Annotated in this window: 21 protein-coding genes; 1 reads left to right on the plus strand and 20 read right to left on the minus strand. The window is 45.8% G+C overall.

Annotated features, from left to right (window positions below):
- On the plus strand, nt 1-750 hold the full coding sequence (locus LDX50_RS02015; protein WP_225696731.1) for an ABC transporter ATP-binding protein: 750 nt from the start codon (nt 1-3) through the stop codon (nt 748-750).
- Here the strand turns inward: LDX50_RS02015 and LDX50_RS02020 are convergent.
- The 20 genes from LDX50_RS02020 to LDX50_RS02115 all read right to left on the minus strand — a co-directional run bounded on the left by LDX50_RS02020 (nt 747) and on the right by LDX50_RS02115 (nt 25,982).
- Complete coding sequence (locus LDX50_RS02020; RefSeq protein WP_225696732.1) at nt 747-4,175, minus strand: hypothetical protein; 3,429 nt, start codon at nt 4,173-4,175, stop codon at nt 747-749. The two genes, LDX50_RS02015 and LDX50_RS02020, sit on opposite strands and share 4 nt — an antisense overlap.
- A gap of 1 nt (nt 4,176) precedes the next feature.
- Nucleotides 4,177-7,818: a sensor histidine kinase gene (locus tag LDX50_RS30975; RefSeq protein WP_225696733.1), complete on the minus strand. Its 3,642-nt coding sequence runs from the start codon at nt 7,816-7,818 to the stop codon at nt 4,177-4,179.
- Between the two features lie 91 nt (nt 7,819-7,909).
- Nucleotides 7,910-9,043: a DmpA family aminopeptidase gene (locus tag LDX50_RS02030; protein ID WP_225696734.1), complete on the minus strand. Its 1,134-nt coding sequence runs from the start codon at nt 9,041-9,043 to the stop codon at nt 7,910-7,912.
- Between the two features lie 39 nt (nt 9,044-9,082).
- A complete protein-coding gene (locus tag LDX50_RS02035; protein WP_225696735.1) occupies nt 9,083-9,469 on the minus strand; it encodes a DUF983 domain-containing protein in 387 nt (128 codons plus the stop codon).
- On the minus strand, nt 9,429-9,686 hold the full coding sequence (locus tag LDX50_RS02040) for a hypothetical protein (protein WP_225696736.1): 258 nt from the start codon (nt 9,684-9,686) through the stop codon (nt 9,429-9,431). The genes LDX50_RS02035 and LDX50_RS02040 overlap by 41 nt, the downstream gene beginning before the upstream one ends.
- A gap of 52 nt (nt 9,687-9,738) precedes the next feature.
- Nucleotides 9,739-10,269, minus strand: a complete 531-nt coding sequence (locus LDX50_RS02045) for a DUF420 domain-containing protein (protein WP_225696737.1) — start codon at nt 10,267-10,269, stop codon at nt 9,739-9,741.
- On the minus strand, nt 10,266-10,808 hold the full coding sequence (locus LDX50_RS02050) for a hypothetical protein (protein WP_225696738.1): 543 nt from the start codon (nt 10,806-10,808) through the stop codon (nt 10,266-10,268). Before LDX50_RS02050 ends, LDX50_RS02045 begins: the two co-directional genes overlap by 4 nt.
- A 58-nt stretch (nt 10,809-10,866) precedes the next feature.
- A complete protein-coding gene (locus LDX50_RS02055) occupies nt 10,867-11,199 on the minus strand; it encodes a cytochrome C oxidase subunit IV family protein (RefSeq protein WP_225696739.1) in 333 nt (110 codons plus the stop codon).
- A 23-nt stretch (nt 11,200-11,222) separates the two neighbouring features.
- Nucleotides 11,223-11,942, minus strand: coding sequence for a cytochrome c oxidase subunit 3 (locus LDX50_RS02060; protein WP_225696740.1), 720 nt, complete (start codon nt 11,940-11,942; stop codon nt 11,223-11,225).
- Nucleotides 11,943-11,961: 19 nt separating this feature from the next.
- Nucleotides 11,962-12,546 (minus strand): cytochrome c oxidase subunit 3, encoded by a 585-nt coding sequence (locus LDX50_RS02065; RefSeq protein ID WP_225697566.1) that lies wholly within the window; start codon nt 12,544-12,546, stop codon nt 11,962-11,964.
- Between the two features lie 16 nt (nt 12,547-12,562).
- Nucleotides 12,563-13,453: a heme o synthase gene (cyoE, locus tag LDX50_RS02070; RefSeq protein ID WP_225696741.1), complete on the minus strand. Its 891-nt coding sequence runs from the start codon at nt 13,451-13,453 to the stop codon at nt 12,563-12,565.
- Nucleotides 13,450-14,517, minus strand: a complete 1,068-nt coding sequence (locus LDX50_RS02075; protein WP_225696742.1) for a COX15/CtaA family protein — start codon at nt 14,515-14,517, stop codon at nt 13,450-13,452. The genes cyoE and LDX50_RS02075 overlap by 4 nt, the downstream gene beginning before the upstream one ends.
- Entirely contained in the window at nt 14,507-16,384 is a 1,878-nt protein-coding gene (locus LDX50_RS02080) for a cytochrome c oxidase subunit I (RefSeq protein ID WP_225696743.1), read from the minus strand. Before LDX50_RS02080 ends, LDX50_RS02075 begins: the two co-directional genes overlap by 11 nt.
- 15 nt (nt 16,385-16,399) lie before the next feature.
- Entirely contained in the window at nt 16,400-17,470 is a 1,071-nt protein-coding gene (locus LDX50_RS02085) for a cytochrome c oxidase subunit II (RefSeq protein WP_225696744.1), read from the minus strand.
- A 33-nt stretch (nt 17,471-17,503) separates the two neighbouring features.
- A complete protein-coding gene (locus LDX50_RS02090; protein WP_225696745.1) occupies nt 17,504-18,871 on the minus strand; it encodes a quinol:cytochrome C oxidoreductase in 1,368 nt (455 codons plus the stop codon).
- A gap of 40 nt (nt 18,872-18,911) precedes the next feature.
- Nucleotides 18,912-19,574 (minus strand): c-type cytochrome, encoded by a 663-nt coding sequence (locus LDX50_RS02095; RefSeq protein ID WP_338029989.1) that lies wholly within the window; start codon nt 19,572-19,574, stop codon nt 18,912-18,914.
- Entirely contained in the window at nt 19,555-20,082 is a 528-nt protein-coding gene (locus LDX50_RS02100) for a DUF3341 domain-containing protein (protein WP_225696746.1), read from the minus strand. Before LDX50_RS02100 ends, LDX50_RS02095 begins: the two co-directional genes overlap by 20 nt.
- Nucleotides 20,083-20,096: 14 nt before the next feature.
- On the minus strand, nt 20,097-21,515 hold the full coding sequence (gene nrfD, locus LDX50_RS02105) for an NrfD/PsrC family molybdoenzyme membrane anchor subunit (RefSeq protein WP_225696747.1): 1,419 nt from the start codon (nt 21,513-21,515) through the stop codon (nt 20,097-20,099).
- 33 nt (nt 21,516-21,548) lie between these two features.
- Nucleotides 21,549-24,665 carry a TAT-variant-translocated molybdopterin oxidoreductase gene (locus tag LDX50_RS02110; RefSeq protein ID WP_225696748.1) on the minus strand — a complete coding sequence of 1,039 codons (3,117 nt, stop codon included), beginning with the start codon at nt 24,663-24,665 and terminating at the stop codon, nt 21,549-21,551.
- Nucleotides 24,666-24,701: 36 nt separating this feature from the next.
- Nucleotides 24,702-25,982, minus strand: coding sequence for a c-type cytochrome (locus LDX50_RS02115; RefSeq protein WP_225696749.1), 1,281 nt, complete (start codon nt 25,980-25,982; stop codon nt 24,702-24,704).
- Nucleotides 25,983-26,242 lie beyond the last annotated feature (260 nt).

Here is a 26,242-nt window from a genome sequence, read left to right on the forward strand (position 1 = left end):
ATGATTAAGATTGAAAATATTCATAAATCATTTGGTGATAAAACTATTCTGGAAGGGATCACCGGGGAATTCTACAAGGGAAAACCCAACCTGATCATTGGTGCCAGCGGTACCGGAAAAAGTGTTCTGCTCAAGTGCATCGTAGGTCTCATCCCTCCGGATCAGGGACATGTATATTACGATGACCTTGAATTTACTGGTGCACACAGGGATACCAAAACTGAGATAAGACGGCAAATTGGAATGCTCTTCCAGGGAGGGGCACTTTTTGATTCAAAAACCGTGGAAGAAAACGTTCGGTTCCCCCTGGATGTACTAACAAAAATGCCGCTTTCCGAAAAAGTTGACCGCGTTAATTTTTGTCTTGAACGTGTAGGGCTCGCAGGACAGAATGACAAAATGCCTTCCGAATTAAGTGGTGGAATGAAAAAACGCGTTGGCATTGCCCGTGCTATCGTGAACAGTTCCAAGTACCTTTTTTGTGACGAACCGAATTCCGGCCTGGATCCACAGACATCCATTCTGATCGATGACCTGATCATGGATATTACTGAAGAATACAACACGACAACCATTGTTGTGACTCACGATATGAATTCCGTACTGGGTATCGGTGAGCACATACTTTTCCTGTACCAGGGCCATAAATTATGGCAGGGTTCAAAAGATGAGATCACTGAAAGCGGCGTAAAGGAGTTTGACGATTTTGTCTTTGCCAATAAGGTTATGCAACGACTTAAGCGCAATTAAAACAGCGCACTTACCTGTACACGTCCGGTGTGGATTACCCGGTTATTTTCAGAAGCCCGTCCGTCATAACTTAAATTCAGCTGAAGTCCCTTCGTGATCTTTTGCTGCCATACCAGGCTCCAGGTGACATTCCTGCCGGGATTCAGGGCATTGAGTAGCTCATACCCGACAGGGCTGTTCTCTATCCCCTCAAAATCAATCGAAATTAAACTTACCCGGGCATTCATTACACTCGAAGAAGCTTTTGAAAACCGGTAATCGAACTGAAATTCATTGGATACTGCCTGTTCATTCCCCACTTCATCAGCCACATTCTCACGTCTTTCAAACATGTACTGAAGGGTGAAACGATGATGAATCCCGGGTTGCCATGAAGCCTCCGGATTAATTCTTTTTGAGCGTATCAGGAAGTTCCGGTCGGGCAGAAAATCCGAAAATGCCGTTTTATTTCCCTGTCCGGCGCGGAGTTTAAGATTATAAATTCTTGAGGGATTGTACCGTAGAATGAAATTGTATGTCCTGTTTTCAGCCCCCTCAACTCCGCTGGAAAGCAATTGCTTCTGCCTTGAATGAAAAACAGTAAACTCCATTCCATACACGGCATTTGCACGGTTGAAAAAGGTAGTGGAGCGAAATATATTCCGTTGCGCCAGAATATCTTCCTCGTCGATAGCGCGTGCAAAGGCCAGCAATTTATCAGCAATATCATCTGAAGTAATCTTGTTATCTGCCGTCCAGGAAGAATTATTCGAGAATTTCGCGAGTAAAGCCGGAACTCCTCCCCTGTCTTTCCATGACTCGGGAAGTGTTATCTGGAACTGTGCAATGAGAAGATTTTGAAACGCGGTAACAAAGTCGTTCGTAGGCACGAATATTTTTGCAAAATTTCGCTCATCCGGGTTCACCGCGATAAAAAATTCATTAAAATCCTGAATCCCATCCACATTTAAATCTCTCCAGGTATGTGTTCCTTCACCAGCCGGAACTCTGATAAATACATACTCACGCCTGAGTTCCTGGCTGTTGGAAACCGCATACGTTACATCTGTGCGCAATACATTCTTAAGCCAGCTTCCCTGCCATTCCACACGCGAAGAAATAGTCTCCTCATCCTCCACCTTGTCCAGCAGATCCTGTGCACGATATGTGAACATGGCCTGCAGGCGGTGATACTCAAAGTCACGTCCAATCATGGTTCGGAAGGTGTTGGATGTTGAATATGGCTGAATCACCCCATTCAATGGGCGTTCGTCGTTCCGGTACGTATACCTGAAATCATAAAGCCATTTGCTTTCAGCGCCCTGATGTACATAGAATTCATGCGAGGTAAAGTACATGGCCGAAGTATCCCTGTCGGCATAAGATTGCCTGTTCTTATCAAGCGCAAAAATATAGCCTGGAACCCATTTCTTCCGTTCGACACTCAGGTCCGCAGAAAGACGCGTCCAGGAGGCATTGAATGTTTCCACGTCGTTATTCATTTGAAAGAACTGTGACCTGAGCTTGATTGATTTCCATTGCTGGTCAAGCTCCAGCCTGTGCTGCAATCCGTCAACCTGTTCACCACGCTTTCTGTAGGTCAGGCCGTATTGAAAGGCGCGACCGGCATCCTTCTTTATACCAAAGCCCGCATTAATAATCTGTTCGGTGTTTCTAAGTGTATCTGTCCGGGGATCGTAATTCCAGTCCCTGTTGAATTCAATATCGCGAAAACGATCAATTGGCCTGAAGTTCTCATCATCGAATTCAAAATCCATGAGCGCATTCCAGGTATAGCCATTCAGGAATGAAACCTTTCTGCCTCTGCTAGTGATGCCCGATTTGATGGCAAATCCGTTATTATCGGTATTTCCGATATCTGAATACAGATTCTGGTCAAAGGAAGAAACGGCGGTTTCTGCAAAAACCTCCTCATGCTCATTCATTTCAAACCCAGCCCCGAGCGTGACCATTTGCCGCTTATTCGGAGCCGGCAATTGAATAAATGGAATGTAATTACCCTGTGGCACTCCGTTTACAGGTGCAACCCATTTATATATTCGTCCGTTAGCTGTAATCCTGTCAAGCACATAATTACCTCCATTCTCACCGGTTTGAGTGAAACGTACGCGAAATGTCGCCCTTTCCATATCCGTACTGTACAAAAATATTTCTTCCGTTTCACCACCCGTGAGTGTCGTATCCCTCCGCTCATACAGGATGAACTCATTGCTGAACGCGACACTATCTGCACCCGAGGTTATTGCCTTGCTGAGATCGTCCCCTGCTTCGCTGAGAATGATCTTCTCTTCCTGACTCAGATCACCAAAGAGAGGCCTGTTGCGATTATCCCCTTCACGATATGCCTGGGCATTAATTTTCCACTTTCCGTTTTGCTGTTCATGCGAAGCCGCCAGGATGGAGCGGTTATAGTTCTGGTCGGAATATTCATAGTCGATCCGGATCCTTGAGAATTCAGTAATCAAAATGCGGTTGGTAAAAGTGACCTGCCCCTGGTTGTAGTCAATTACATAGTCCCTGTTAAATCCCCGCTCCAACAGCTTTCCGTCCAAAAAAATCCGTTCAGAATTTGCCAGAATAATTACGAAGGGCTGATTGTTGGGGCCCGGAATCTGATATGGTCCGAGAATCCCTTCCCGCGCTGGTATAAGGGTCGACTCAAACTGGCCCTTTGCCACTGATATGCCGAGTGAAGAGCTGGCCTCTCCTCCACCCAAATCATAATTAATAGAAGCGCGACCACCCTGCACGTTCTTATAGTACCTGAGAAAGTGTGATGGCCGTTGCCTGAGTACAATGTCTCCCGCCAACAGTGAAAGCCGGTCATTATAAATTTCAACGAAAACATTGTCAAAATCCTGCAATTGCTGCGTATTCCCTTCGGGCTGGAAAGGAATATTCTGATCCGTAATGGATGCCCGGATATTGAGGTCATCGGTAAGCCGGCCATCCAGGTTCAGGTTCAGTGTTGAGTTCACAAAAACATCCTGGTTGTTCCCAAAAGATACCCCCCGACTGATCGTTCCGCTTTTCTGCAAACCCTGTGCTGTGAAGATCTCCTCCCTTCTGAGAGAAGGGCCACGTGTACGGATCGTATCACGCGCGATCACTGCCGTGTCCCCAAAAATGCGTAGCTGCCGGTTTCGGTATTCCTTTGTGAAAGAGACCGGAAATACCTGGTAGCAGATTTTAATGGAATCCGGAGGAACCGCCATTGAAATTGTTATTTTTCCCGTTGAGAAATCATAGGTAATGGGTGCGCCAGCCGGTTCCGAAAAGACAGACCCCGGCACAATGGATAGCGAATCCACCCGAACTGGCTCATTGAATACATGAACATAGGAACAGCGCGAAACCCGATGCTGCGAAAAAGCAGGATGCATCAGAAACAGCAGTATGCCGGTGATGATCCAGGTAGATCGCATATCAGGACACTATGGGAAGTTCGATGAAAAAGGATGTACCCCTGCTGTGGGATTCAAACCAGATCTTTCCACCGGCATGCTCCACGCCGTGCTTAGCTACTGCCAACCCGATACCTGAGCCGGCCTCCTTCGTGGTGAAATTCGGAATGAAAATCTTATTGGTGATCGATTCATCAATACCACTGCCGTAATCCCTGATTTCAATAAGGACTTTATCCGTACCGACTTCTGTAAGGCTTAGCTCCACCCGAGGCGTTCCGTCGGAATGTGCCTGAATGGCATTCAGGACAATATTCGACAATATTCTTCCCATTAATTTCTCATCACCCATCGAGTACACAGGATCCCTGGCAATGTTCACCTGAATATCAACCTTTTGTGAAGTGGCATAAAGCTGGGCTGTTTTCTTCAGAATCGCGCTTAATTCGTACCGCTCATGTTCAGGTATGGGCAATTTGGCAAAAGAGCTGAATGATGATGCAATATCACTTAGGGTATCCACCTGATGAAGCAGGGATTGCAATGGTTTCTGCAACTCATCCTGTCCATCTTTAAGTCTCCTGGAAAGATGCTGAAGTGTGAGCTTCATCGGCGTGAGCGGATTCTTGATCTCATGAGCCACCTGCTGGGCAATTTCACGCCAGGCTGTTTCTTTCTGACTGCGGGCCAGGGCTTTCTTACTCTCCTCGAGATTGTCCAGCATGCGGTTATATTCGCTTACCATCAATCCGATCTCATCATCGGCTTTCCACGAAAGTGGTTCGTTGAAACCGGTAAGAGTGGTCTTCTTGAGTTTCTGTGTAATAAACCGAAGCGGAAAGGTGAGCCATTCCGAAGCCAGGCTTGACAATATCATAAATACGATAAAAATTACCGTAAAAATATTCATCACATTTGTGAGCACCTCGATCTGGTTCTGCTCCAGTTCATTGGCCGACTGGAAAAACGGGATACTAAGAATACCTATCAGATTCCCGGTTTCAAATGAACGTACCCCGAAAAAAGTATTATTGTAAATGAGACTTCCTACAGATTCTTCTGCAATATGAAAAGTCTCTCCCCCATCCCTGATCTGTGCCAGGGCATGTGGATTAATGTAGGAGGATAATAGCTCATTTTCATATATGCGCGGCTGACTCGTACCCAGCAGCTTACCGCGCACACTGAAAAGATTAATGTCCAGTCCGGTTACATTTCCAATAAAATTCAACTGGTTGGGCAGCTCTTCCAGGTCTGAGGTTAGGTCAGACAGATACCGTTCAAGGTCATCGGAAACATCCATGCTGATATTTTCAGCCCTTCGATAGTATTCCTCGCGCTGATCTTCCCGGAAGGAAGAGTTAATAACACTCAGGGTTGTTAAACTCACTGCAATCAGTGGAAGGAAAAAGGAAACATTAAGATATAGCTGAATCTTGGCAGAATAGGAAAGGTCCAGGTTCCTGTAAGCATATAAAAGCGCATAAATTCCTGAAAAAACCAAAACCACCGATACCAGCAGCAAGAAGAAGAAGGAAAAATTAGACACCAGGTGCACATTAGGATGTTCTTTTGAACTGATCACAACAGTTTTTCCCTGCCTGGAACGAATTCCAAGATGTTCAAAACCCTCGCGTTCAATCCCGGCGGCATAAAGCTCTTCTCCATCCAGAATAGAGGGATCAAAAAACTTTTGATAATTGAATTCACCCGCATAATAGGTAATTCTTCGGTTTTCCATAACAGCATAGCTGTATTCAGCATTCTGATACGGGAGCAGAAAACGATTATCGACAAGCAATTCAGGGTAAACATTGTCTGGAATAATACGCTTCAGCGACATATCGATCAGGATATAGCCGACTGTCAGTCCCCTGCGTTCAATCTCCACCAAAGACAGATACCGCTTGGAGGCCTGCCCTGCCAGGCGGTTAATAAAGTAAATGTTTTCATAGTTAGTGGTGTATTCCCCATTTCGCCATGAATTAATTTCCTGCGGTGTTATTTCCGCAGGAATATCGTAGGGTTCAAACTTCGGGTTATAGAGATGAATGTTTACATCGTATTTGTCGAAGTAATTACTCAGGTACACCTGACGGATCTTGGATCGAATGATATCCTTCGACATGAACGGACTGGAAAGACGGCTCTGAATGAAAACATCTTCGGCAATTTTGTGAATCGCTTCATCCAGCAGAAATTCGGCAAGGTTATCATTCTCAATCAGGAATTGATTTGCAAACCTAAGCTTCCGGTCAATCTCCCGCTTCTGTTCAAAAGAGTGCACAGTGAAAGTAACCAGAATTGAAGTTGCTATGATGCCTGTAAAGAGATATAAAAACGTGCGGTACCTCACCTTCAACAATTCCTTGTACAAACCGCTAAACCAAAGAACCATCGTATACAACAGGGCAACGATTAGGGAAATCAGAAATGGCTGACCAATAGCAATATTTAAGAGGGCGAAAATGCCCAAACCGAGGATCAGTGAAATATAAATCGAGCGACTTTCGAGCCATCTGCCCAGGCCTGAAATTAGAATGTGGAATGAAATGAATGAAATGATCGCATTCAGGATTACCACGCCAAAGCCAACCACCCTCAACGTATCAAATTGAATGGTATGATTGATGTCAAAGCTGAGCTGCGAGTTGTTGTACAGGGTTTGCAGAAACAGGTACTGATAATGGAACGACAAACCAAACAGCCCGCAAATGATCACAGATATGAGAAACCTGGTACCGGGCCTGAGACTCGTCAGCCAGGTGATATTCTTCCACCTGGACAGGAACCTGAACAGATACGCAAGCACGATAATGGTGAGAAGTAAATTTATGAAGAGATCACCCAGGGATGGATTAATCGCTGAAGACGCAAAATTCTTTGAATCAAATAGTTCAGTCTCATAGATGATGCCGGGAAAGCCTGAGATAAGTGTGAGAGCACGCATGCCCAGAAGCCCTGCAATGAGCATGAACAAGCCCCGGGAGGCATCTCCACTATTCCCCAGGCTCCATGCCGAAGAAACGATTCCAAGCACGAAAAATAGGATACCGAGCCAGAAAAGAGCCAATGCAACGGCAGCAAGATTTTCCCGAAACAAAGGTTCTTTCAGGGTAATAGCAAAGAGACAATCCGACTGGATGCACACCTCCTCTCCCTCATCAGAAATAGACACCTCTGTTGTACCAAACAATTCCTCATTGATTCCGGAATGTACATAGTTGTTGTCGATCTTGTACCGGTCGGCCAGTGGAAGAAGGGAATACATTTCAAGGTCATCTCCATAACTACGATGGATAACCATCATATCATGCCGGATGGTGGTAAGAAAAGAAAGGCTGTCAATACCCTCAAGAGATGTATAATCAGGGACATACCGGTAATCCGACCAGTAAACAAGTACTCCGTTTTTATAGATGTAATGGGGGAATTCGGTATCCAGCGGCACCTGGTCAAAATATACCTGGGCATCCTGAATTTTGTCGGAAAGTGAAACGGCCTCCTCATTCATTCGTTCCAGTTCCACAGAGATCCTTTCCTGAAGGTATGGCACATAATCGATCGGTGAACTTCTGTAAAGATAGAAGATAAGGGATGCGGCTATCAGGACAATAGCTGCCAATAACCAGAAGATATGCTTTTTACGGGAATAATTTCTCACCACAATCCACTTAGACGCCGAAATTAAAGATACAGTATTTCGCTTAAATGATTCATGATGCCACAAATTCTATGCCCTTGAGACAATGAGATTATTTAATCCGGCCATATGCCTTCATGATCTCCAGAATTTCTGCTTTCGGAATGGCTTCAATCCGGTGGCCGTCGCGCCCGGAAAGACTTTCGGCGGCAAACAAAGAATTAATGATGGCTTCCTCGGTTGCTTCAATGGTTGCCGTAAAAAGAGGAGTCATGTAATCATTTAAAAGTTCTACCCGGTTGAATGTAGTTGATTCAGGAGAATATGGAATCCTGTTCTCCGCTGCGGTTGAGACGGCAATCACATAATCGCCGCTACCGTTTGAGGCAACTCCGCCGGTCCTGGCCAGACCAAGCATCGCACGTTTGGCCAATCGCTCGAGATTACGGTCAGACAAAGGCGCATCTGTGATAACCACCATCATGCAGGAACCATCTGCACTTTCTTCTATCTGATTTCTATAGGGGTAACGTCCGAGCTCCTTCCCAACCGGAACACCGTTAATGGTTAGAATTCCACCAAAATTTGTTTGCACCAGGACCCCGATGCTATAACCACCCAACGATTCAGGGAGCACGCGTGACGATGTTCCGATTCCCCCCTTAAAACCAAAGCATATGGTGCCTGTTCCCGCACCAGTATTTCCTTCCTCAACCGGCCCGGAAGCGGCTGATTTAATAGCCCCGAGTACATCAGCACGGGATACATGCCGGCCGCGGATATCATTCAGGAATCCGTCATTCGTTTCACCTACAACGGCATTCACCGACTGCACTTGTGCATTACCAGGTTGCCTGAGTGTATATCCGATTACGGCATCCACAGCAGTGGGAACACTCAGGGTATTGGTGAGTATGATTGGGGTTTCGATGTTGCCAAGCTCCCTGACTTGTGTATACCCCGCCAGTTTACCAAAACCATTCCCGACATATATGGCAGCCGGCAACTTCTCCTGAAATAAATTACCCGGATGTGGAATGATGGCCGTTACACCGGTGCGAACAGAGTCACCCAGCATCAGCGTTTTGTGACCAACAGTGACACCGGGCACATCTGTGATCGCATTAAATTTACCGGGTTGAAATATCCCAATTTCAATACCCAGCTCCCTCGGTCTGCCCGATTGGGAAAAAGCCAAATGAACCGACAGAATGAAGGTGATCAGGAAAAGGATGGTATTTTTCATTGCAACAATAAGTTACAGAAAAATACGAAGTACGGAAGTTCAGGGCTTGTTGAATTTGCCTGGCTGGTATTTTATTCCTCCGAATAAATGAAGGAACAGGATCCGCGAATACCGGAACATGAGAGGAAAAAGAACCACGACAGCGACGACAATGGAGATGGCATAGACATAAACGGGAAAATCTCCCAGCACAGACAGTGCTACTGCAATTGTGGTAAATAATGCCACGGAAAACGCATAGGAAATATACATGGCGCCAAAGAAGAATCCGGGTTCCACTTCGTAGCGCAGGCCGCATACGGGGCAGTTCTCATGCATGCTGGTTGCTTTGAAGACATTAACGAGCGGATATTTAAACATATCACCTTCCCGGCATCTCGGACATTTACCGGACAGGATAGCGGCGCCCTTGCTGTTTTCTGGCATTTGCTTTACTGTTTTTATACCACAGGTATCCAACAACCATTACGGCGAGATAGGGCATGACAAATAAATAAAGAATACCAAAATTTAATCCGGCGCCGATACCTATCTCCCCATTCGCTACATTATTTTCTATCGTAGCCCTGCACATGGCACACTGGCTCATGGCTTCAGTTGACATGAGAAAGAAGAAAAATAATAAGACTGTAATGCGTTTCATCTATTAAATATCTGTCAGTTCAACACACGGCTACTCAAATTGGTTCTTCATTTTAACTATAATAGGGGGAGATCATTAAATAAACAACCACGCCCGTCACCGCCACATAAAGCCAGACCGGGAATGTGATTCTTGCAAGCCGTTTGTGCTTGTCAAACTGCCCTAATAGCGCTCTCAAATACGTAAACAGCACCAGCGGAACCACCGCGACCGAAAGCACAATATGCGTGATAAGAATAAAGTAATATAGGTAACGAATGGTACCTTCCCCGCCATACGGTGTCGACTCACTTGTCATATGATACAGCACATAGAGAACCAGGAACATCGCCGAGAGTACAAGGCACATGGTCATAAATCTCTTGTGCGCTTCGGTACGCCCTTTTTTAATGGCCACCAGTGCGGCTATCAGGAGCCCGGCTGTAATGGCATTGATAGTTGCGTAAACCGTAGGCAAAAACCCCAGGTCATAACCCTTGATCTGAACTTTGAACAACAATGCCACCGCAAGTGGAATAATGACCGACAACGATACAATTATCCTTTTATACTTTTTTTCCTGGGCCGGGTTCAATGCACTCATTTCGTTTCTTCAAATAATATCTTCAATTCAACCAGCAAACGGTCCTGTTCTTTAAGGGAATTACCGTAATAGCCACGGATCCGTCCCTCGCTGTCGACCAGTGAAAACTGGTTAACGGTATCAGAGGCAAGCCAGCAATGAAGCCTTTCCCTGAAAAGCGAATCAGGAAGATTCCATTGCCTGATCCCATCTACAGGAAGTTTGTTTTCTCCATTAGAAAACACCAGAATAGCAAGGTCTGTTTCGGTAACGGACCTGATTCTTCGGAAAATATTTTCTTTCTCCGTTGAAGGGATTGAAAGTTCACCGGAAGAGAAATACACAAGTACCGGTGAAGAAACAGCAAGTGAATCAGGCCACTGAATATAATAGGCACCATTCGCGAAGGAGCAGTCAAACCGTTGTTCTTCCGGGATCCCGTTTTCGTAGTAGACCGGGATGGCAAATTCATTCCTGCCTGCGCCTTTCAGAAAAAGGAATATCACTACGGGCAGCACCAGTATAAAAAGCAGAAACAGAAATTGCGTGTATCTTTTCAAAATGAAAAAAAGGCTCAAGTTTACACTTCAGCCTTTTGAATTTTTATTTCAATGAAAATTAAAAACGTACCTGGTAGATCGAGTCACCCTCATAGATGAGTGCGATCAGAAGCCAGACCACAAAAATCATCGGAATGAGTATTGACCAGATAAGCACCTTCACTTCGTATTTCAGGTGCATGAATTCACCCACAATATAGAAGGCCTTTACAATGGTCATTGCCACAAATATTGCGACCCTCAGGGTAGCCATTTCCAATGGCACCGTAAAGGCAATCAGGAATTCAAGTGCTGTGATAATTGCCAGTATTCCGGCAGTCCGCCAAATGGTGCGAACTTTTGCCTTGTCTACAGGCTGAACGTTAATATGTGTAGTTTCGTCAGTATGCATTGTCGGTCTATTCAGGTTAAGATCTATACAAGGTAGAAGAAGGTAAATACAAATACCCATACAAGGTCTACAAAGTGCCAGTAAAGCCCCACTTTCTCTACCATTTCATAATGTCCGCGACGGTCATAAACACCGGTGATTGTATTGTAATAAACAATAAAGTTCAGCACAACACCACTCAGAACGTGTGTTCCGTGGAATCCTGTTATGAAGAAAAAGAAAGCTGCGAAATCAGGCGGACCATATTCATTCCATGACAAGCCGGCACCTCCGCCACCTGTTCCGTGGATAAAGTGATACCATTCCCATGCCTGACAGCTAAGGAAGGTAATTCCACCGATAATGGTCCAAAGCATCCATTTTTCAACATCCTTCCGGTCCATGCGATGCCCTGCTTCCACAGCCAAAACCATGGTCACACTACTCATGATGAGAATGAATGTCATGATACCCACAAATACAAGGGGATATCCGGCGCCCAGGAAAGGCACTGCTTCAAAAACTTTTTCAGGTATTGGCCAGTATTCCTGCGAGAAAACAAAATCAGCAGCGGCGCCGTCATAGGCGGCATGTGCTGATCTGATCAATCCGTAGGTAATGAGCAACGCGGAAAAGGTAAAAGCATCCGATAGGAGAAAAAACCACATCATCAGCTTGCCATAGCTGGCTTTCAGGGGTGACTGTCCGCCATCCCATAATCCGCGGCTGGTCTGAGGCTGTAACGTTTCAGCAGTAGAAGACATAGAAATCGGTTATATATGACTAATTATTCAACAATAAAAACAAAAATAAATACACCCACAAGATATCCAGAAAATGCCAGTATGTATTACACATCTGAATCTGATTGAGATTCTTGGAATGAACTTTATATCTAAAGGTCGAAATTAATACAATTATCAGAAAAATAACACCACTTACCAGGTGCAATGCATGAACTCCCATCAAAACGTACAAAAATGACTCCGAAGGATTGCCTCCTGTGAAGTTCACTTTCATATCAACAAGAACGCCCCAGGTATAAAACTGACCGATCAGGAACATGATTCCTAATACTGTAGTAATGGAAATGGCAATTTTCACCTGTTGCAATGCATCCTTCTTCGCTGCCATATAGGCCCATTGCATGGTAATACTGCTTAGGATAATAATGGCAGTGGTGTAATATAATTCTACAGGCAGTTCAAAAATCCGCCAGTTGCCTTCAGCCTGCCGTACAATGTATGCACTGGTAAGAGAAGCAAAAATCATCACAACGGTTATGATGAATAACCACAATGCAAACTTTTTCGGATTCATGGCCAGCGGCCTCTCCGGTTGCTCTACGATTTTTATATTGGAAGTCATCATGTGTCCTTTCTTTTTAAATCTTATCCAACAAATATGCGATCTGCACTATCGGCAGATACAGGAATGAACCAAACATAATTCGCAATGCTGAACGCCGCGTTCCGCTGCGCATCAGGGCAAAGGTTTGGCTAAGGAAAAGAACGCCGCAAACTGTCACGACTATAGCAGAATCAATCCCTGTAATTCCGAATTTGGCCGGAAGTAATCCCAGCGGAATCAGGAAAAGCGTATATATCATTATCTGAATGGCAGTATTCAGATCCTTCTTTCCCCCGGAAGGAAGCAGCTTGAATCCCGCCTTTTTATAGTCATCATCAGCTACCCATGCAATCGCCCAGAAGTGCGGGAATTGCCAGATAAACTGGATGCCGAAGATGATCAGTGCCTCGTAGGATATAACACCTGTCGCCGCCGTCCACCCCAATAAAGGTGGCAATGCCCCTGGAATTGCACCTACGAATACAGCTATAGGTCCTACACGCTTCAGTGGTGTATAAACGAAGCTGTACAAGATCATTGACAGGAATGCAAGCAGCGTTGTAAGGAGATTGGTATAGATCATCAATATGCTCAATCCGATGGCTGCCACCACAAAAGCGAAAATGGCTGCTTCGCGAACCGAAACCCGATGTGTGGGCAATGGGCGGTTTTTGGTTCTCTCCATGAGAAGATCCAGGTCCTTTTCGATTATCTGATTAATGGTGATGGATGCTCCTGAAACCAGGAATCCGCCAAAACAAATAATCAGCAATGTAAACCATGACAGATCGCCCTGGCTTCCGAGTATGTAACCGAAGCCACATGAAAAGGCAACCAGGAAGGATAGTCTGAATTTCATCAGCTCCACAAAAGACCTTACTTTGGCCCCCAATCTTTCACGATATGAATAGCTATCCGTTATCATATTAAATCCTCTTTGATCGGCTCACTTCCCCGAAGGTGCAAAAATAACAAAAATTGCAGTCCTATAATGCCTGTTCCCAGTAATAAATGAACCGGTTGAGCAGCGGCCGGCATACCTGCGTAAGCCATGATCACTCCAGACACGAAAGACCCAAAAACCATAAGGCATATTGACCCAATCAGTCCGAGTCTTATTCCCTGTTTCCATAACAGATAAAACAGGTATCCGTTCAAAAATAATATGATCCAGGAAAAAGATCTGTGTACCACAAAAATCATATCCAGCATTCCTATCCAGCTTTCCCGGGCAGATGCCCCCAAACTTTCGGCAATTACATCAATTTCCTCACGCACCTGTGTGCCCAGCACGATCTGAACCACCATGATGACCATGGCAACCACAAGAAAGAACATCAACGGAGACCTGAGCCCCTCCTTAATCCGGTACGGTTCTGTGAATGACTTTCGGCTTCTGTACACGAGGTACACCAACATGCCAACAATGACTATGGCCAGCAGCATATGAATGGTCACCATCCAGGGAACAAGGTTGGTTGAAACCACAATCGAACCAATCCAACCCTGGAAAAGCACAAGGATCAGCGTTGCCAGTGCGGTATAGAAAATTTTTGGGTCTGATTTAATAAACCGTATGGCAAAAATCACGGTGAGCAATATGAAGACGCCGATCAGGGCCCCCAGGAGTCGATTGATATATTCCACCCAGGTATTGACCGCATTGAAAGGACGCTCCTCGCGAATTTTCTCATCGGATAGAAGCTGATCTGCCGTCTCATCCAGGCCAAATGACCTCAGATATTTAGCAAACCGTATATTCTTCTCGTGACGGTAATCCGAGTAAATTTCACGGTAATTTGCAGGGAGTTCACTCTCCGAGGTTGGCGGAACCCACTTATCAAAGCACTTCGGCCAGTCGGGACATCCCATTCCGGAACCTGTTGTACGAACTATTCCACCAACAAGGATCAGAAGATAAACGGAGACGAGCGTAAACAGGCTGAACGTTCCGTATCGCCTCGACGCCCGTCCTTCATTATTTGTCATCCACTGTGATTACCTTGCCGTTGTCTTCCTCCTCCAGCTTAATCAGTTCATTCTCATGCGGAAGATTAGACTCCGGTGTTTCTGAGAATGGTACTGTCTGAGGAATAAAATCCTCCTCCGCACCCGGCTTGCTGTAATCATATGGCCAACGGTAAACCGTTGGAATTTCACCCGGCCAGTTACCATGTCCCGGATTAATCGGTGTAGTCCATTCAAGTGTATTGGACTTCCATGGGTTTGCAGGCGCCGTTCTTCCTCTGAACATACTGTAGAAGAAGTTGAACAGGAATATGAATTGAGCACCCAACGTAATGATCGCCGCAATACTTACAAACTGATTCAGGTCTGTGAAAGAATTGAGTGTATCAAAGTTGGTGAATGAATAATATCTTCTGGGATATCCTGCGATTCCAATGTAGTGCATCGGGAAGAACACCATATACACACCTACGAAAGTGAGCCAGAAATGTACGTAGCCCAGCTTTTCGTCGAGCATCTTACCCCACATCTTAGGGAACCAGTGGTAAACTCCGGCCATCAGACCAAAGAATGACGCACTACCCATTACGAGGTGAAAGTGAGCTACAACAAAATATGTATCGTGCAATTGAATATCAATGGCCGAGTTACCAAGGAAAATACCTGTAAGTCCACCCGATATGAAGAACGACACCAAACCTATTGAGAATAACATGGCAGGTGTAAAACGGATGTTACCTTTCCACAACGTGGTCAGATAGTTAAATACTTTAACAGCCGAAGGTACCGCAATGATCAGTGTCAGCAGCATAAATACCGAACCAAGGAACGGGTTCATACCAGTTACGAACATATGGTGTGCCCATACGATGAAAGACAGAATCGCGATGAACAGCATTGATCCTACCATTGCCTTATAACCGAAGATCGGCTTGCGAGAGTTTGTCGCGATAACCTCAGAAGTAATTCCCAGTGCAGGGAGAAGTACAATGTATACCTCAGGGTGACCCAGGAACCAGAATAAGTGCTGGAACAGGATCGGACTACCACCTTCGTTTGGAAGTGCCTCACCATTGATATAGATATCCGACAGGTAGAAACTTGTTCCGAAGCTACGATCAAAGATCAGCAGTAACGCAGCTGAAAATAATACAGGGAACGAAAGCAATCCGATAATCGCTGTCAGGAAAAACGCCCAGATGGTTAGCGGAAGCTTCGAGAATGACATCCCCGTCGTTCTCAGGTTAATGACAGTTGTGATATAGTTGATACCACCCAACAGGGTTGAAACGATAAACAAGGCCATCGATACAAGCCACAACGTCATTCCCAGTCCGGAACCGTTTACCGCTTGCGGCAATGCACTCAATGGAGGATAGATAACCCATCCACCAGATGCAGGTCCGGTTTCAATAAAGAGAGAAATAAACATGATCACACTGGATGCAAAGAAGAACCAGTACGAAAGCATGTTCATAAAACCTGATGCCATATCACGTGCACCAATCTGCAGTGGAATGAGGAAGTTCGAGAACGTACCACTCAAACCTGCTGTAAGTACGAAGAATACCATGATGGTACCGTGCATTGTTACCAGTGCCAGGTAGAATTCAGGATCGATCTGGCCCTGTGGAGTGATCCAGTCACCCAGCAGCGGACGGATCCACTCAAGCTGTGCTTCCGGAAATCCGAGTTGCAAACGGAAAATTACGGACATGATACCACCAAGCAGTGCCCAGAAAATCCCTGTGATCAGGAATTGCTTGGCAATCATTTTATGATCGGTAGTAAATACGTAATGCGTCCAGAAATTAGTTGAATGACCGTGATCGTCGTGATGGTCACCCGAATGAATATTTTCTTCTATATGAATATCAGCTGTTGCCATGTATTAATATATTTCTTAAAGTGAAGCTTCCAATTCGTTGAGTTGTGCTTGGTCGATACCCGATTTGATCACTGCAAGCTCACGCTTTTCAGCAGGGATCTTTTCAAGGTACTCAGGATTCAGTTTCAGCCATGTAGGCTGTTCTGCTTTCCAGGCCTGATAATCAGCCGGCTCATCCACTACCACCTTCAGCTTCATAGAGAAGTGTCCGCGGCCGCAGATCTCTGTACACGTAATGAAATACTCGAAGTCCGGATCTTTTGTTTCCGCCTTCATTTCTTCTGTTGTCTTGGTTGCTGTAAATTTGAAATGCGTCGGCATACCAGGTACCGCATCCATTTTCAATCGGAAATGGGGAGCAAATACACTGTGCAGCACGTCACGGGCACGGATCTTGAAAAGAATCTCTCTGCCTTTGGGTATATGCAACTCTATCGGGGTAAAATCATCATATGAATTCTCATCAGTCAGATCCATTCCCCACTGGTTGGACGCATCAATAAGTTTGTAGTTATAATCTCCCAGCTCATTATCTTTCACACCAGGGTAGCGAAGTCCCCAGCCAAACTGGTAGCCCATGATCTCTACTACTTCTGCATCCTCTGCTGCTTCGCTGGTAATATCATTCCAGGCACGCAGACCTGTAAATACAAGAACCGTTAAAACCAACGCCGGAACGATTGTCCAGATAACCTCGATCTTCATGTTATCAGGATAAAACTTAGCGCGCTCTCCTTCCTTATACTGGTATTTCCATGAAAAATAGAATAACAGGATGTTTGTAAGAACAAAAATAAATCCTGTCACCGCCATGGTAACCCAGAAAAGCTGATCAGTAAGTACCCCATGTTCTGATGCCACCGGTAACGTGTAATCATCGAAATATCTCCAGGAATACCAGAAGAACAGGCCAAAACTACCAATAAGGAACACCATCATCAGTGCGGCATTCACTTTATTACTGGTACGGATTTCCTTTCTGCCGGATCCACCCTTAACGATGCCAACCAGTTTTCCGATCCGGAAAAGGGTGACCAGGATGATCAGCAGCAGAACTACACCTAATACTACAACTACTTCAAACATATTTCCAATTGGTTATACCTAATCTTACTTACATTAAATATGGTGATGCAGACTCTCCTGCAACATTGGGTGATTTTTGGCGTAAAGTGGCGCCTTGGCCAGATTACTTAGGGTTACGAAAAGGAATGCGGCTAAAAAGATCATCAGCATACCAATCTCCATAAATCCGAAGCCTCCGTTTTCCTGCATCACACCGGGTGTTACCATCAGGTAAAAATCAAACCAGTGACCTACAAGAATGATCGGACAAACAAGTTTCAGGAACGACATATGACGCTTCGCATCCCTTGTCATTAGTAACAAGAAAGGCAGGAAGAAGTTCATGATGAGGTTCACATAAAATACAGTAGCGTACTGACTGGTTTCCAGTCTTTCGATAAAATAAATAGTCTCTTCCGGAATGTTTGCATAATAGATCAGCAGGAACTGTGAGAACCAGATGTACGTCCAGAAAATACTGAAACCAAAAATGAATTTTCCAATATCATGAAGGTGATTCGCATTAACGACCTTGAGGTATCCGTTTTGCTTCAATATTACAATGATCAGGGTAATCGCAGCAAGTCCGTTCACCCACCAGCTTGCAAATACGTACCAACCGAACATGGTTGAGAACCAGTGCGGATCGATGGACATGATCCAGTCCCAGGCAGCTACTGATGATGAAACCGCAAATACAACAAGGAAGATTGCAGAATATTTCCGTGCCTTTTTCCAGTGTGTTACGCCGCCCTCAATATCTTCAGCCAGCATTTCACGCTTGATCCAGAGAAAGAACATATACCACAAACCAAAGAATACAACCATTCTAAGAATGTAAAATACCGGGAACGAACCGGCTTCCAGCGGCCAGAACCACAGAGCACTTTTTCCGATCAGGATTTTATCAGCATGATCACCTACATACAGATCGTGATGGGTCCAGTGGAATACGTCTGATTTCACAAAGAACCAGCTCACCAGCATCAGGAAACCGGCAATCGGCAACCAGTGCGCCATGGCTAGCGGAATTCGTTTCATACCGGCCGACCAGCCCGCCTGAGCTGCATATTGAATAGCAATAAAGAACAAGCCGATAATGGCAAGCCCCGTGAAATAAACATTGTTAAGCCATAGGTTTGTGTGCAAACGCTTCAACCAGGGAGCGGTTTCGTGATGTTCTCCTTCGGCTTCTGCATGCGCATCGTCTGCAGCATGTTCTTCCTCCTGTTGAACAGCGACGGCTGCATCGAGCGTACCGCTTTCGACTGTCACGGCTCCATGTCCGCCTTCCTCCTCATGATGACCGGCGTTGTTCATGGTAAAAACCACTCCGACGACCAACAGCACAACGCCAATAATGGCGACGATGGATAACTGTCGTTTCGCTCCTGCTGTAAATGTGAATCTTTCTTCAGTCATTTTATTAATGCTATCTTAATACTTTCGGTTTCCCGCTGAATTATTGTTTTTGTAACGTTTGCACATAGCGAACGATCTTCCAACGATCTTCTACGCTGATCTGTGAACCGTGTGCGCCCATTCTGCCCTTGCCATTCGTAATCACATGAAAAATATGACCACCAGACACATCCTTTAATGCGGCAGAAGTGTAACTGGGAACTCCAGCAAACACCTCCCCTACAGATCCTTCCTCAGCACCCAGGCCTTTTGCGCCATGACAATGATCACAGAAACGCTCATATAATTCCTTGCCCTGCTTCAAAACGATCTCAGAATCCTCTATCGGATTTTCCACGATACGCGCTGCCAGTGCCAGGCTGTCTTTTGGAATTCGGTACGGAATGTATTTGCCTCTCGGAACTGTATTTGCCGGTGGTACCCGCATCGTCATTTCGCTCGTATTGAGCGGATTCGAATTGTAATATTCACCGTGCCCGTCATCATTCGAGCGAAGCAATTCAGCCGCATTTCCGGCATCCTTATCTTTTATCTGGGATAGCGGCTCATATGGCACGGAATGATACATGTTAGGCGCATATTCCAGGCCCTGATCGTTTCCGGAAGCCCCGCAGGCTACCATGGCCAGTCCGCTGAAGAATGCAAAGGCTGTATGTAAATAGTTCTTTACTGTCATCTCTGTCTTATTCGAAATCTTTATCATTAACTTCACTTGCTCCGGAATCTGCCAGAATCCTGCGAATATCATCTTTTGTAATCTTGTTGGATGCAAGATCTACTGCCATGACATGTTTGTCATCGGTAATCCTGATATCCATTAATCTTGGCTGCTTGTATGGCTTCAGGTCGCTCACAATCATGAAAGTGGCAACCATACCCAGTGCCGCAAGCAGTACAGTGAGCTCAAATGTTACCGGGATGAACGGCGGAAGCGATACAAAATTCTTACCACCAATGATCATCGGCCAGTCAAAGCCCATCATCCAGAACTGCATGGTGAGCGCCAAACTGGTTCCCAGCAAACCGAACATGAAAGCAGCGATGGGCAGACGTGTTCTGCGATAGCCTAAAGCTTCATCAAGTCCGTGCACCGGAAAAGGTGAATATACCTCCATGATCTTTACACCGGCACCGCGCACTTTCTCAACGGCCTTCAACAGGACGTCCTCATCGTCGTAAATACCAAGAACAAAGTGTTTATTACTATCCATTGTCAGTTACTTTCTTATTTATTCAATGTAGATGACTCAACAGCCGTTTCCAAATCACCGGAACCTTTTCCCGCTTCGCGCAGTGATGAGGATTTAATGATACTCTTCACTTCAGCCATGTTGATCACCGGGAAGAACTTGGCGAAAAGAAGGAACGCGGTAAAGAATAATCCGAATGTGAAAAGATATACTCCCACATCGTAAAAAGTGGGATAGAACATCGCCCAGCTTGAAGGGAGATAATCCCTGTGCAGCGACGTCACGATAATTACAAATCGTTCGAACCACATACCAATGTTTACAACGATCGATAAGATAAATGTAGCAGCGATATTGGTACGGATCTTTTTGAACCAGAATAACTGGGGCGATATTACGTTACAGGTCATCATGGTCCAGTATGCCCACCAGTAAGGTCCGGTAGCACGGTTGATAAATGCATACTGCTCTGCCGCTACACCCGAATACCACGCAATAAAGAACTCCGTGATATAAGCAATACCTACGATCGAGCCTGTAATAATGATTACGATGTTCATCAACTCGATATGGTTGATGGTAATGTAGTCCTCCAGCTTAAACATCTTTCGTGTTACCAGCATCAGTGTTAATACCATCGCAAATCCAGAGAAGATCGCACCGGCCACAAAGTATGGCGGGAAAATGGTTGTGTGCCATCCGGGAATAACCGATGTGGCAAAGTCAAAGGATACAATGGTATGTACAGAAAGTACCAGGGGTGTTGCAAGTCCGGCTAGGATCAGCGCCACAGATTCATAACGCATCCATGTTTTGGCAGCTCCATCCCATCCGAAGCTCAGGGCTCCGTAAACAGCCTTCGAAACTTTATTCTTGGCACGGTCGCGAATCGAAGCAAAATCAGGGATCAGCCCGATGTACCAGAATACAAGAGAAACCGTAAAATATGTTGAAATCGCAAAAACGTCCCACAACAGCGGTGAATTGAAGTTAACCCACAGGGAACCCCATGTGTTTGGCAGCGGTAGCGCCCAGTAAAATCCAACCCAAAGACGGCCCATGTGAAGACCCGGGAACATCGCCGCGCATATTACTGCGAAAATCGTCATGGCCTCCGCCGCACGGTTGATCGACATTCTCCATTTCTGTCTGAAAAGCAGCAGGATCGCCGAGATCAGGGTTCCGGCGTGACCGATACCAACCCACCAAACGAAGTTTGTGATATCCCAGGCCCAACCAACGGTTTTATTCAGACCCCAGACTCCGATTCCTTCCCACAGAAGCGTTAACACGGCGTAGGTACCTACACCTAAAGCTCCCAGTGAAATCGCTAATCCGAGCATCCATGATTTGGTTGGCTTGCCCTCTACCTGCCTGCATATATCCTCGGTTACGTCGTGGACGGTTTTCGACCCGGTAACCAAAGGTTCACGTAGGGATGAAGTAACTTGCATAGAACTTAATTTATCGCGTTTTACGTTTCTTTTTTATGCATCCACCTTATCGGCGTTGGCATCTTTGTTTCTAACTTTCGTCAAATATGTCACATTGGGTTTTACACCAATCTCTTCCAGAACATGGTATGCCCGTGGCTCGTGAATTTCCTTCTCAGTGATGAAATCCGCTTCTTCGATGTCATGAATCTTCAGCATCTTGTAGATTTTGCTTTCCGTGTCGTTCATATCACCGAATACGATGGCGTCTGACGGACAAGCGCTTGCACAGGCAACTTCGATCTCCCCGTCTTTCGGACGGCGGCCTTCTTTCTTCGCCTCAAGCTTGCCATACTGAATCCGCTGCACACAAAGTGAGCATTTTTCCATAACACCACGTGAGCGAACTGTGACATCCGGGTTCAGTACCATCTTGCCAAGGTCATTGTTCATGGATGTGTTCACATCCTCGAACTGGCTGTTGTCATGATATTTGAACCAGTTGAAACGACGAACTTTGTACGGACAGTTATTCGCACAATATCTCGTACCGATACAACGGTTGTATGTCATCTGGTTAATACCTTCTGTGCTGTGCGTTGTAGCCGCAACCGGGCAAACCGTTTCACACGGTGCGTTATTACAGTGCTGGCACATCATAGGCTGGAAAGTAACTTCCGGATTTGCCGCAGCAACCTCAAGTCCCTTCAGATCATCGGCTTCTGCATCGCTGCTATAGTAACGATCGATACGCATCCAGTGCATATCACGGCGCATGATCACTTCGTCACGTCCAACAACAGGAATATTGTTTTCCGACTGACATGCAACATGACATGCGCTGCAACCAGTACATGAATTCAGGTCAATAGCCAGTCCCCAGTGGTGATTATTGTATTTGTGACCCTTCCAGAGGCTGAGTGAACCGGGAGAAACCTCTCCTTCCTCGGTTTTCCATGTCGCCACGTGCGGATGATAACGTCCCGCTGAAGGGTCTTTCTGGTATTTTGCCAGAACTGTCTCCTGTATAACAGTTTCACGACCCATGTAGGTCTGATGCGTCTGAGTTTGTGCAATCTGGTATTTTTCAGATAACACCTCTATAGTTACACCGCTGGTTACATTCAGGGAGTATGTACTTCCATTTTTAGCCATCAGCGGGAATGCATTCACTCCCACATTATTCGCAACCGTTCCAGCTGAAGTTCGTCCGTATCCAACGGCAAGTCCAACAGTTCCGGGTGCCTGTCCGGGCTGAATAAGAATCGGTACAGTGATGGTATTGCCACCTACGGTAACATTCGCCAGGTTACACTTGCCTTCGAAGGCTGTAACTTTATTTTCATTGGCCCAGGCTTGTGAAACGGTCAGGTAATTATCCCAGGTTGCCTTAGTTACCGGATCCGGAGTTTCCTGTAACCAGGGGTTATTCGCTTGTGTACCATCGCCTACTGCAACGGTAGAATAGATCGCCAGTTCAACACCGGATCCAGCAGCCTTGATCGCGGAAGCAGCCGCAGAGGCATTGGCAGAAAATGCCGGCTGGCCAGGTGCGGCCATTTCAGAATCCATTAAAGTGCTGTCGGCCATCGCTGAGGATGAAGCACCAGCGGTAAGAACACCGTCCATCAAAGCCTTATCCCATACCATCTGGTTGCCCAGCGTGGCACTCCAGTTTTCACGGAGGTAGGCATAATAATCAGGTTTGGCAGTACCGCTCCATTTCAGGAAGCTTTCCTGTGCCTGACGTGTATCAAATACTCGTGTAATAGTAGGCTGTACAAAGCTGTACTCTCCTGCTTTAGGCTCTGCATCATTCCATGATTCCAGGTAATGATTATCCGGTGCAATATACTGGCATGCAACGGCTGTTTCATCCGGACGATCAGAAGTGGAAATAGAAAGTGTTGTTTCAGCCAGTGCCGCAGCGATCTCCGCGCCACGTGGATGATTGTAAACAGGATTACAGTTATAGAAAATAACCGCACCTACCCGCTTGGCCTTCATGTCATCGATCACACGATCCATTTCCGCATCATTACCCTGACGGTAATAAGAAGGTTTGGACATGTCAATCGTGCTTCCATACGAAGAAAGCTGGTTGTTGATGGAATTAACAAGAACCTGAACATTGGGATCGTTAGAGGCACTGACAACCAGGCTCTTACCCATGCTTTTTTTCAGATCCGCCACAATTTGTGCGAGCATCGGCAGATCGGCGCTTCGTCCGCCGCTCAATGCGTCATGCAATGCTTTTATATAGGCAGCCTCTTCCGAAGGCTTAACCATGACACGGTAATCGGCATTCGCACCGGTCAGGGAAAGATTGCTCTCAATCTGATAATGGCGTGACATGGTCTTTTTGCCATTATTCAGTTTTCGTGTCTGGCTGTACTGCTTGGTATATTCTACAGGCGAAATCCATGTTCCCAGGAAATCAGCTCCGAAGCTTACGATCACATCAGCTTTGCTGAAATCATAGGAAGGAACGGCACGCATACCAAATGACTGTTGATTCGCCTCGAGGAGTCCGTGCGCAGAAACAGGGTCGTACTGTACATGTTGTGTTGTAGGGAATTTGGCACTGAAGTCGGCAATTACCTTTTTAGTGCTAGGGCTCAGAATGGTATTCGAAACAATTCTGATATTTCCACCGCGCGCTGCGATGCCGTTGAGTTCCTTGGTAACCTCCTCATCCAGCATATCCCATGTAATGGCTGTATCTCCTTTTTTGGGTGTACGGAGACGCTCATTGTCGTACATGGTAAGCACAGAAGCCTCTACCTGGGCGCTCACGCCACCCCTGGTGATGGAAGAAAGCTTATTTCCCTGGATTTTTATAGGACGGCCTTCACGTGTTTTCACAACAATGCTGCAGTAATCCCCACCCTGCATATAGGTGGATGCATAGTAATTCGGAATTCCCGGATCTACATCAACAGGCTTGTCAACATAGGGAAGGGCCTTTCGGATAGGTGCCTCACAGGCAGCCAATGATACGGCTGCTACCCCGAAACCCATCATCTTAAGGAAATCACGGCGGTTGCTTCCACCTGCTTCCTCTTCGGATCCCGGAAATTCAGGAAACTCCCTGTCGGCATTCTTTACGAATGCCGGATCGTTCGTTAATTGCTCAATACCTTTCCAGTATGTCTTTTTATTATCCTTCATATTTCTACGGTACAGATAAGATCGTATTTGGATTTGTTAATAATGACACTTCGAACATTCAAGTCCGCCGATGTCTTCCACCTTCAATGCTTCCTTACTTTCCTGGTCATGTAACTCAACCAGTTTATCGTAATAAGCGTTATCTTTTGTATTTACCTCGGTCTTACGGTGACAGTCGATACACCACCCCATTGTTAACAGGGAATATTGCTGAACGACTTCCATCTCCTCAATCGGACCGTGGCAGGTCTGACACTCTATATTACCCACCTTCACGTGCTGTGAGTGGTTAAAGTAGGCCAGATCAGGCAGGTTGTGAACGCGAACCCATTCAATAGGCTGGTTATTGTCCACCGCTGCATAAATTTTCTTGATTTGCTCAGATTCTGTGAGAATGGCACTGTGGCAGTTCATACAGATATTGGGCGAAGGAATATTAGCACTCTTGCTCTTGCGAACACCGGTGTGGCAGTACTGGCAGTCGATTTCGTACTGACCGGCATGCAGCTTGTGAGAAAATGCGATCGGCTGCTCAGGTGCGTAACCGATTTGTACCCCCACCGCGTAGAGCTGGTTTATCACCACCTTAAATGAAATGGCTGCAAAAAGGAAGATGGTCAGGAATATGACCGGTTTACTTCGAAGAAAATTCCCAAGTGAAGTCGAGGAATCCACAATCTCACGGTCCTCGGGAGCGAGATCATCCCGCTGTTTCAGGTATTTCTGGAGAACGGTCGTGATGAGCACAAGCACCACCAGGATCAGCACCAGTACTACTACCAGTCCGATCATGATCGCATTCAGATATGCGGGCGGTATGGTTGAACCCGTTTCTACGGAAACATCACCTCCCGGTGTTGTTGCAGTTGCAGCCACCGCTGCCTTATTCTCGGTCTGGTCCTTGATGTACCCAAGAATGGAAAGTATCTGATCCCTGTTGAAGGTTGGGAATGCAGTCATCTGCACCTTATTGTATTCTTCATACAGGTTGTTGGCATACTCATCACCGCTCTGGATCACTTTTTGTGAATTCTGAATGAAACTCACGATCCAGTCGATCGATGGTGCCCGATCATACACATTGGCAAGCGCCGGACCTACCAGCTTCTGGTCGATCTTGTGACAACTTGCACAATTACCCTTGAACAGGGATTCTCCTTCACTGATCCGCGCGGGATCGGTCGGAATTTCTCCGGCTGAAGCCGCCGCAGGCGCTTCAACAGCAGACGAATCTGCCTGACCATAAGTGAACGATGAAAAGGATGCAATTACCAAAAAGGTAATTAAAACGCGACTTAAAAATTTTTTTTGCGTCATTGTACTGATTTAATTTACTCCAGATGCAAATCCAGCATGTCAAACCCGGTGACAAATCTACTACCCGAATACCTTATTTCAAATATATTTTAAAGGCATTTGGAAGATAAGACAACCATTATCCCAGGTTTTTCGTAGATACCTCGGCAAATCTGCATTATTTCCGTGATCTGATTGCAGGTTCGGCATTATTTAGAATTTGTATAAATAAATATTTGCCATTATCGGTGTTCCGGCCCGCAGCAACCGCAAGATATTCC

This window comes from Fulvivirga sedimenti (assembly GCF_020328055.1).

Excerpts from the sequence above, each read along its gene's own strand:
- LDX50_RS02015 (WP_225696731.1), top strand. The coding sequence starts at position 1 with ATGATTAAGATTGAAAATATTCATAAATCATTTGGTGATAAAACTATT.
- LDX50_RS02020 (WP_225696732.1), bottom strand. The coding sequence starts at position 4,175 with ATGCGATCTACCTGGATCATCACCGGCATACTGCTGTTTCTGATGCAT.
- LDX50_RS02030 (WP_225696734.1), bottom strand. The coding sequence starts at position 9,043 with ATGAAAAATACCATCCTTTTCCTGATCACCTTCATTCTGTCGGTTCAT.
- LDX50_RS02035 (WP_225696735.1), bottom strand. The coding sequence starts at position 9,469 with ATGCCAGAAAACAGCAAGGGCGCCGCTATCCTGTCCGGTAAATGTCCG.
- LDX50_RS02040 (WP_225696736.1), bottom strand. The coding sequence starts at position 9,686 with ATGAAACGCATTACAGTCTTATTATTTTTCTTCTTTCTCATGTCAACT.
- LDX50_RS02045 (WP_225696737.1), bottom strand. The coding sequence starts at position 10,269 with ATGAGTGCATTGAACCCGGCCCAGGAAAAAAAGTATAAAAGGATAATT.
- LDX50_RS02055 (WP_225696739.1), bottom strand. The coding sequence starts at position 11,199 with ATGCATACTGACGAAACTACACATATTAACGTTCAGCCTGTAGACAAG.
- LDX50_RS02060 (WP_225696740.1), bottom strand. The coding sequence starts at position 11,942 with ATGTCTTCTACTGCTGAAACGTTACAGCCTCAGACCAGCCGCGGATTA.
- LDX50_RS02065 (WP_225697566.1), bottom strand. The coding sequence starts at position 12,546 with ATGACTTCCAATATAAAAATCGTAGAGCAACCGGAGAGGCCGCTGGCC.
- cyoE (WP_225696741.1), bottom strand. The coding sequence starts at position 13,453 with ATGATAACGGATAGCTATTCATATCGTGAAAGATTGGGGGCCAAAGTA.
- LDX50_RS02075 (WP_225696742.1), bottom strand. The coding sequence starts at position 14,517 with ATGACAAATAATGAAGGACGGGCGTCGAGGCGATACGGAACGTTCAGC.
- LDX50_RS02080 (WP_225696743.1), bottom strand. The coding sequence starts at position 16,384 with ATGGCAACAGCTGATATTCATATAGAAGAAAATATTCATTCGGGTGAC.
- LDX50_RS02085 (WP_225696744.1), bottom strand. The coding sequence starts at position 17,470 with ATGTTTGAAGTAGTTGTAGTATTAGGTGTAGTTCTGCTGCTGATCATC.
- LDX50_RS02090 (WP_225696745.1), bottom strand. The coding sequence starts at position 18,871 with ATGACTGAAGAAAGATTCACATTTACAGCAGGAGCGAAACGACAGTTA.
- LDX50_RS02095 (WP_338029989.1), bottom strand. The coding sequence starts at position 19,574 with ATGATAAAGATTTCGAATAAGACAGAGATGACAGTAAAGAACTATTTA.
- LDX50_RS02100 (WP_225696746.1), bottom strand. The coding sequence starts at position 20,082 with ATGGATAGTAATAAACACTTTGTTCTTGGTATTTACGACGATGAGGAC.
- nrfD (WP_225696747.1), bottom strand. The coding sequence starts at position 21,515 with ATGCAAGTTACTTCATCCCTACGTGAACCTTTGGTTACCGGGTCGAAA.
- LDX50_RS02110 (WP_225696748.1), bottom strand. The coding sequence starts at position 24,665 with ATGAAGGATAATAAAAAGACATACTGGAAAGGTATTGAGCAATTAACG.
- LDX50_RS02115 (WP_225696749.1), bottom strand. The coding sequence starts at position 25,982 with ATGACGCAAAAAAAATTTTTAAGTCGCGTTTTAATTACCTTTTTGGTA.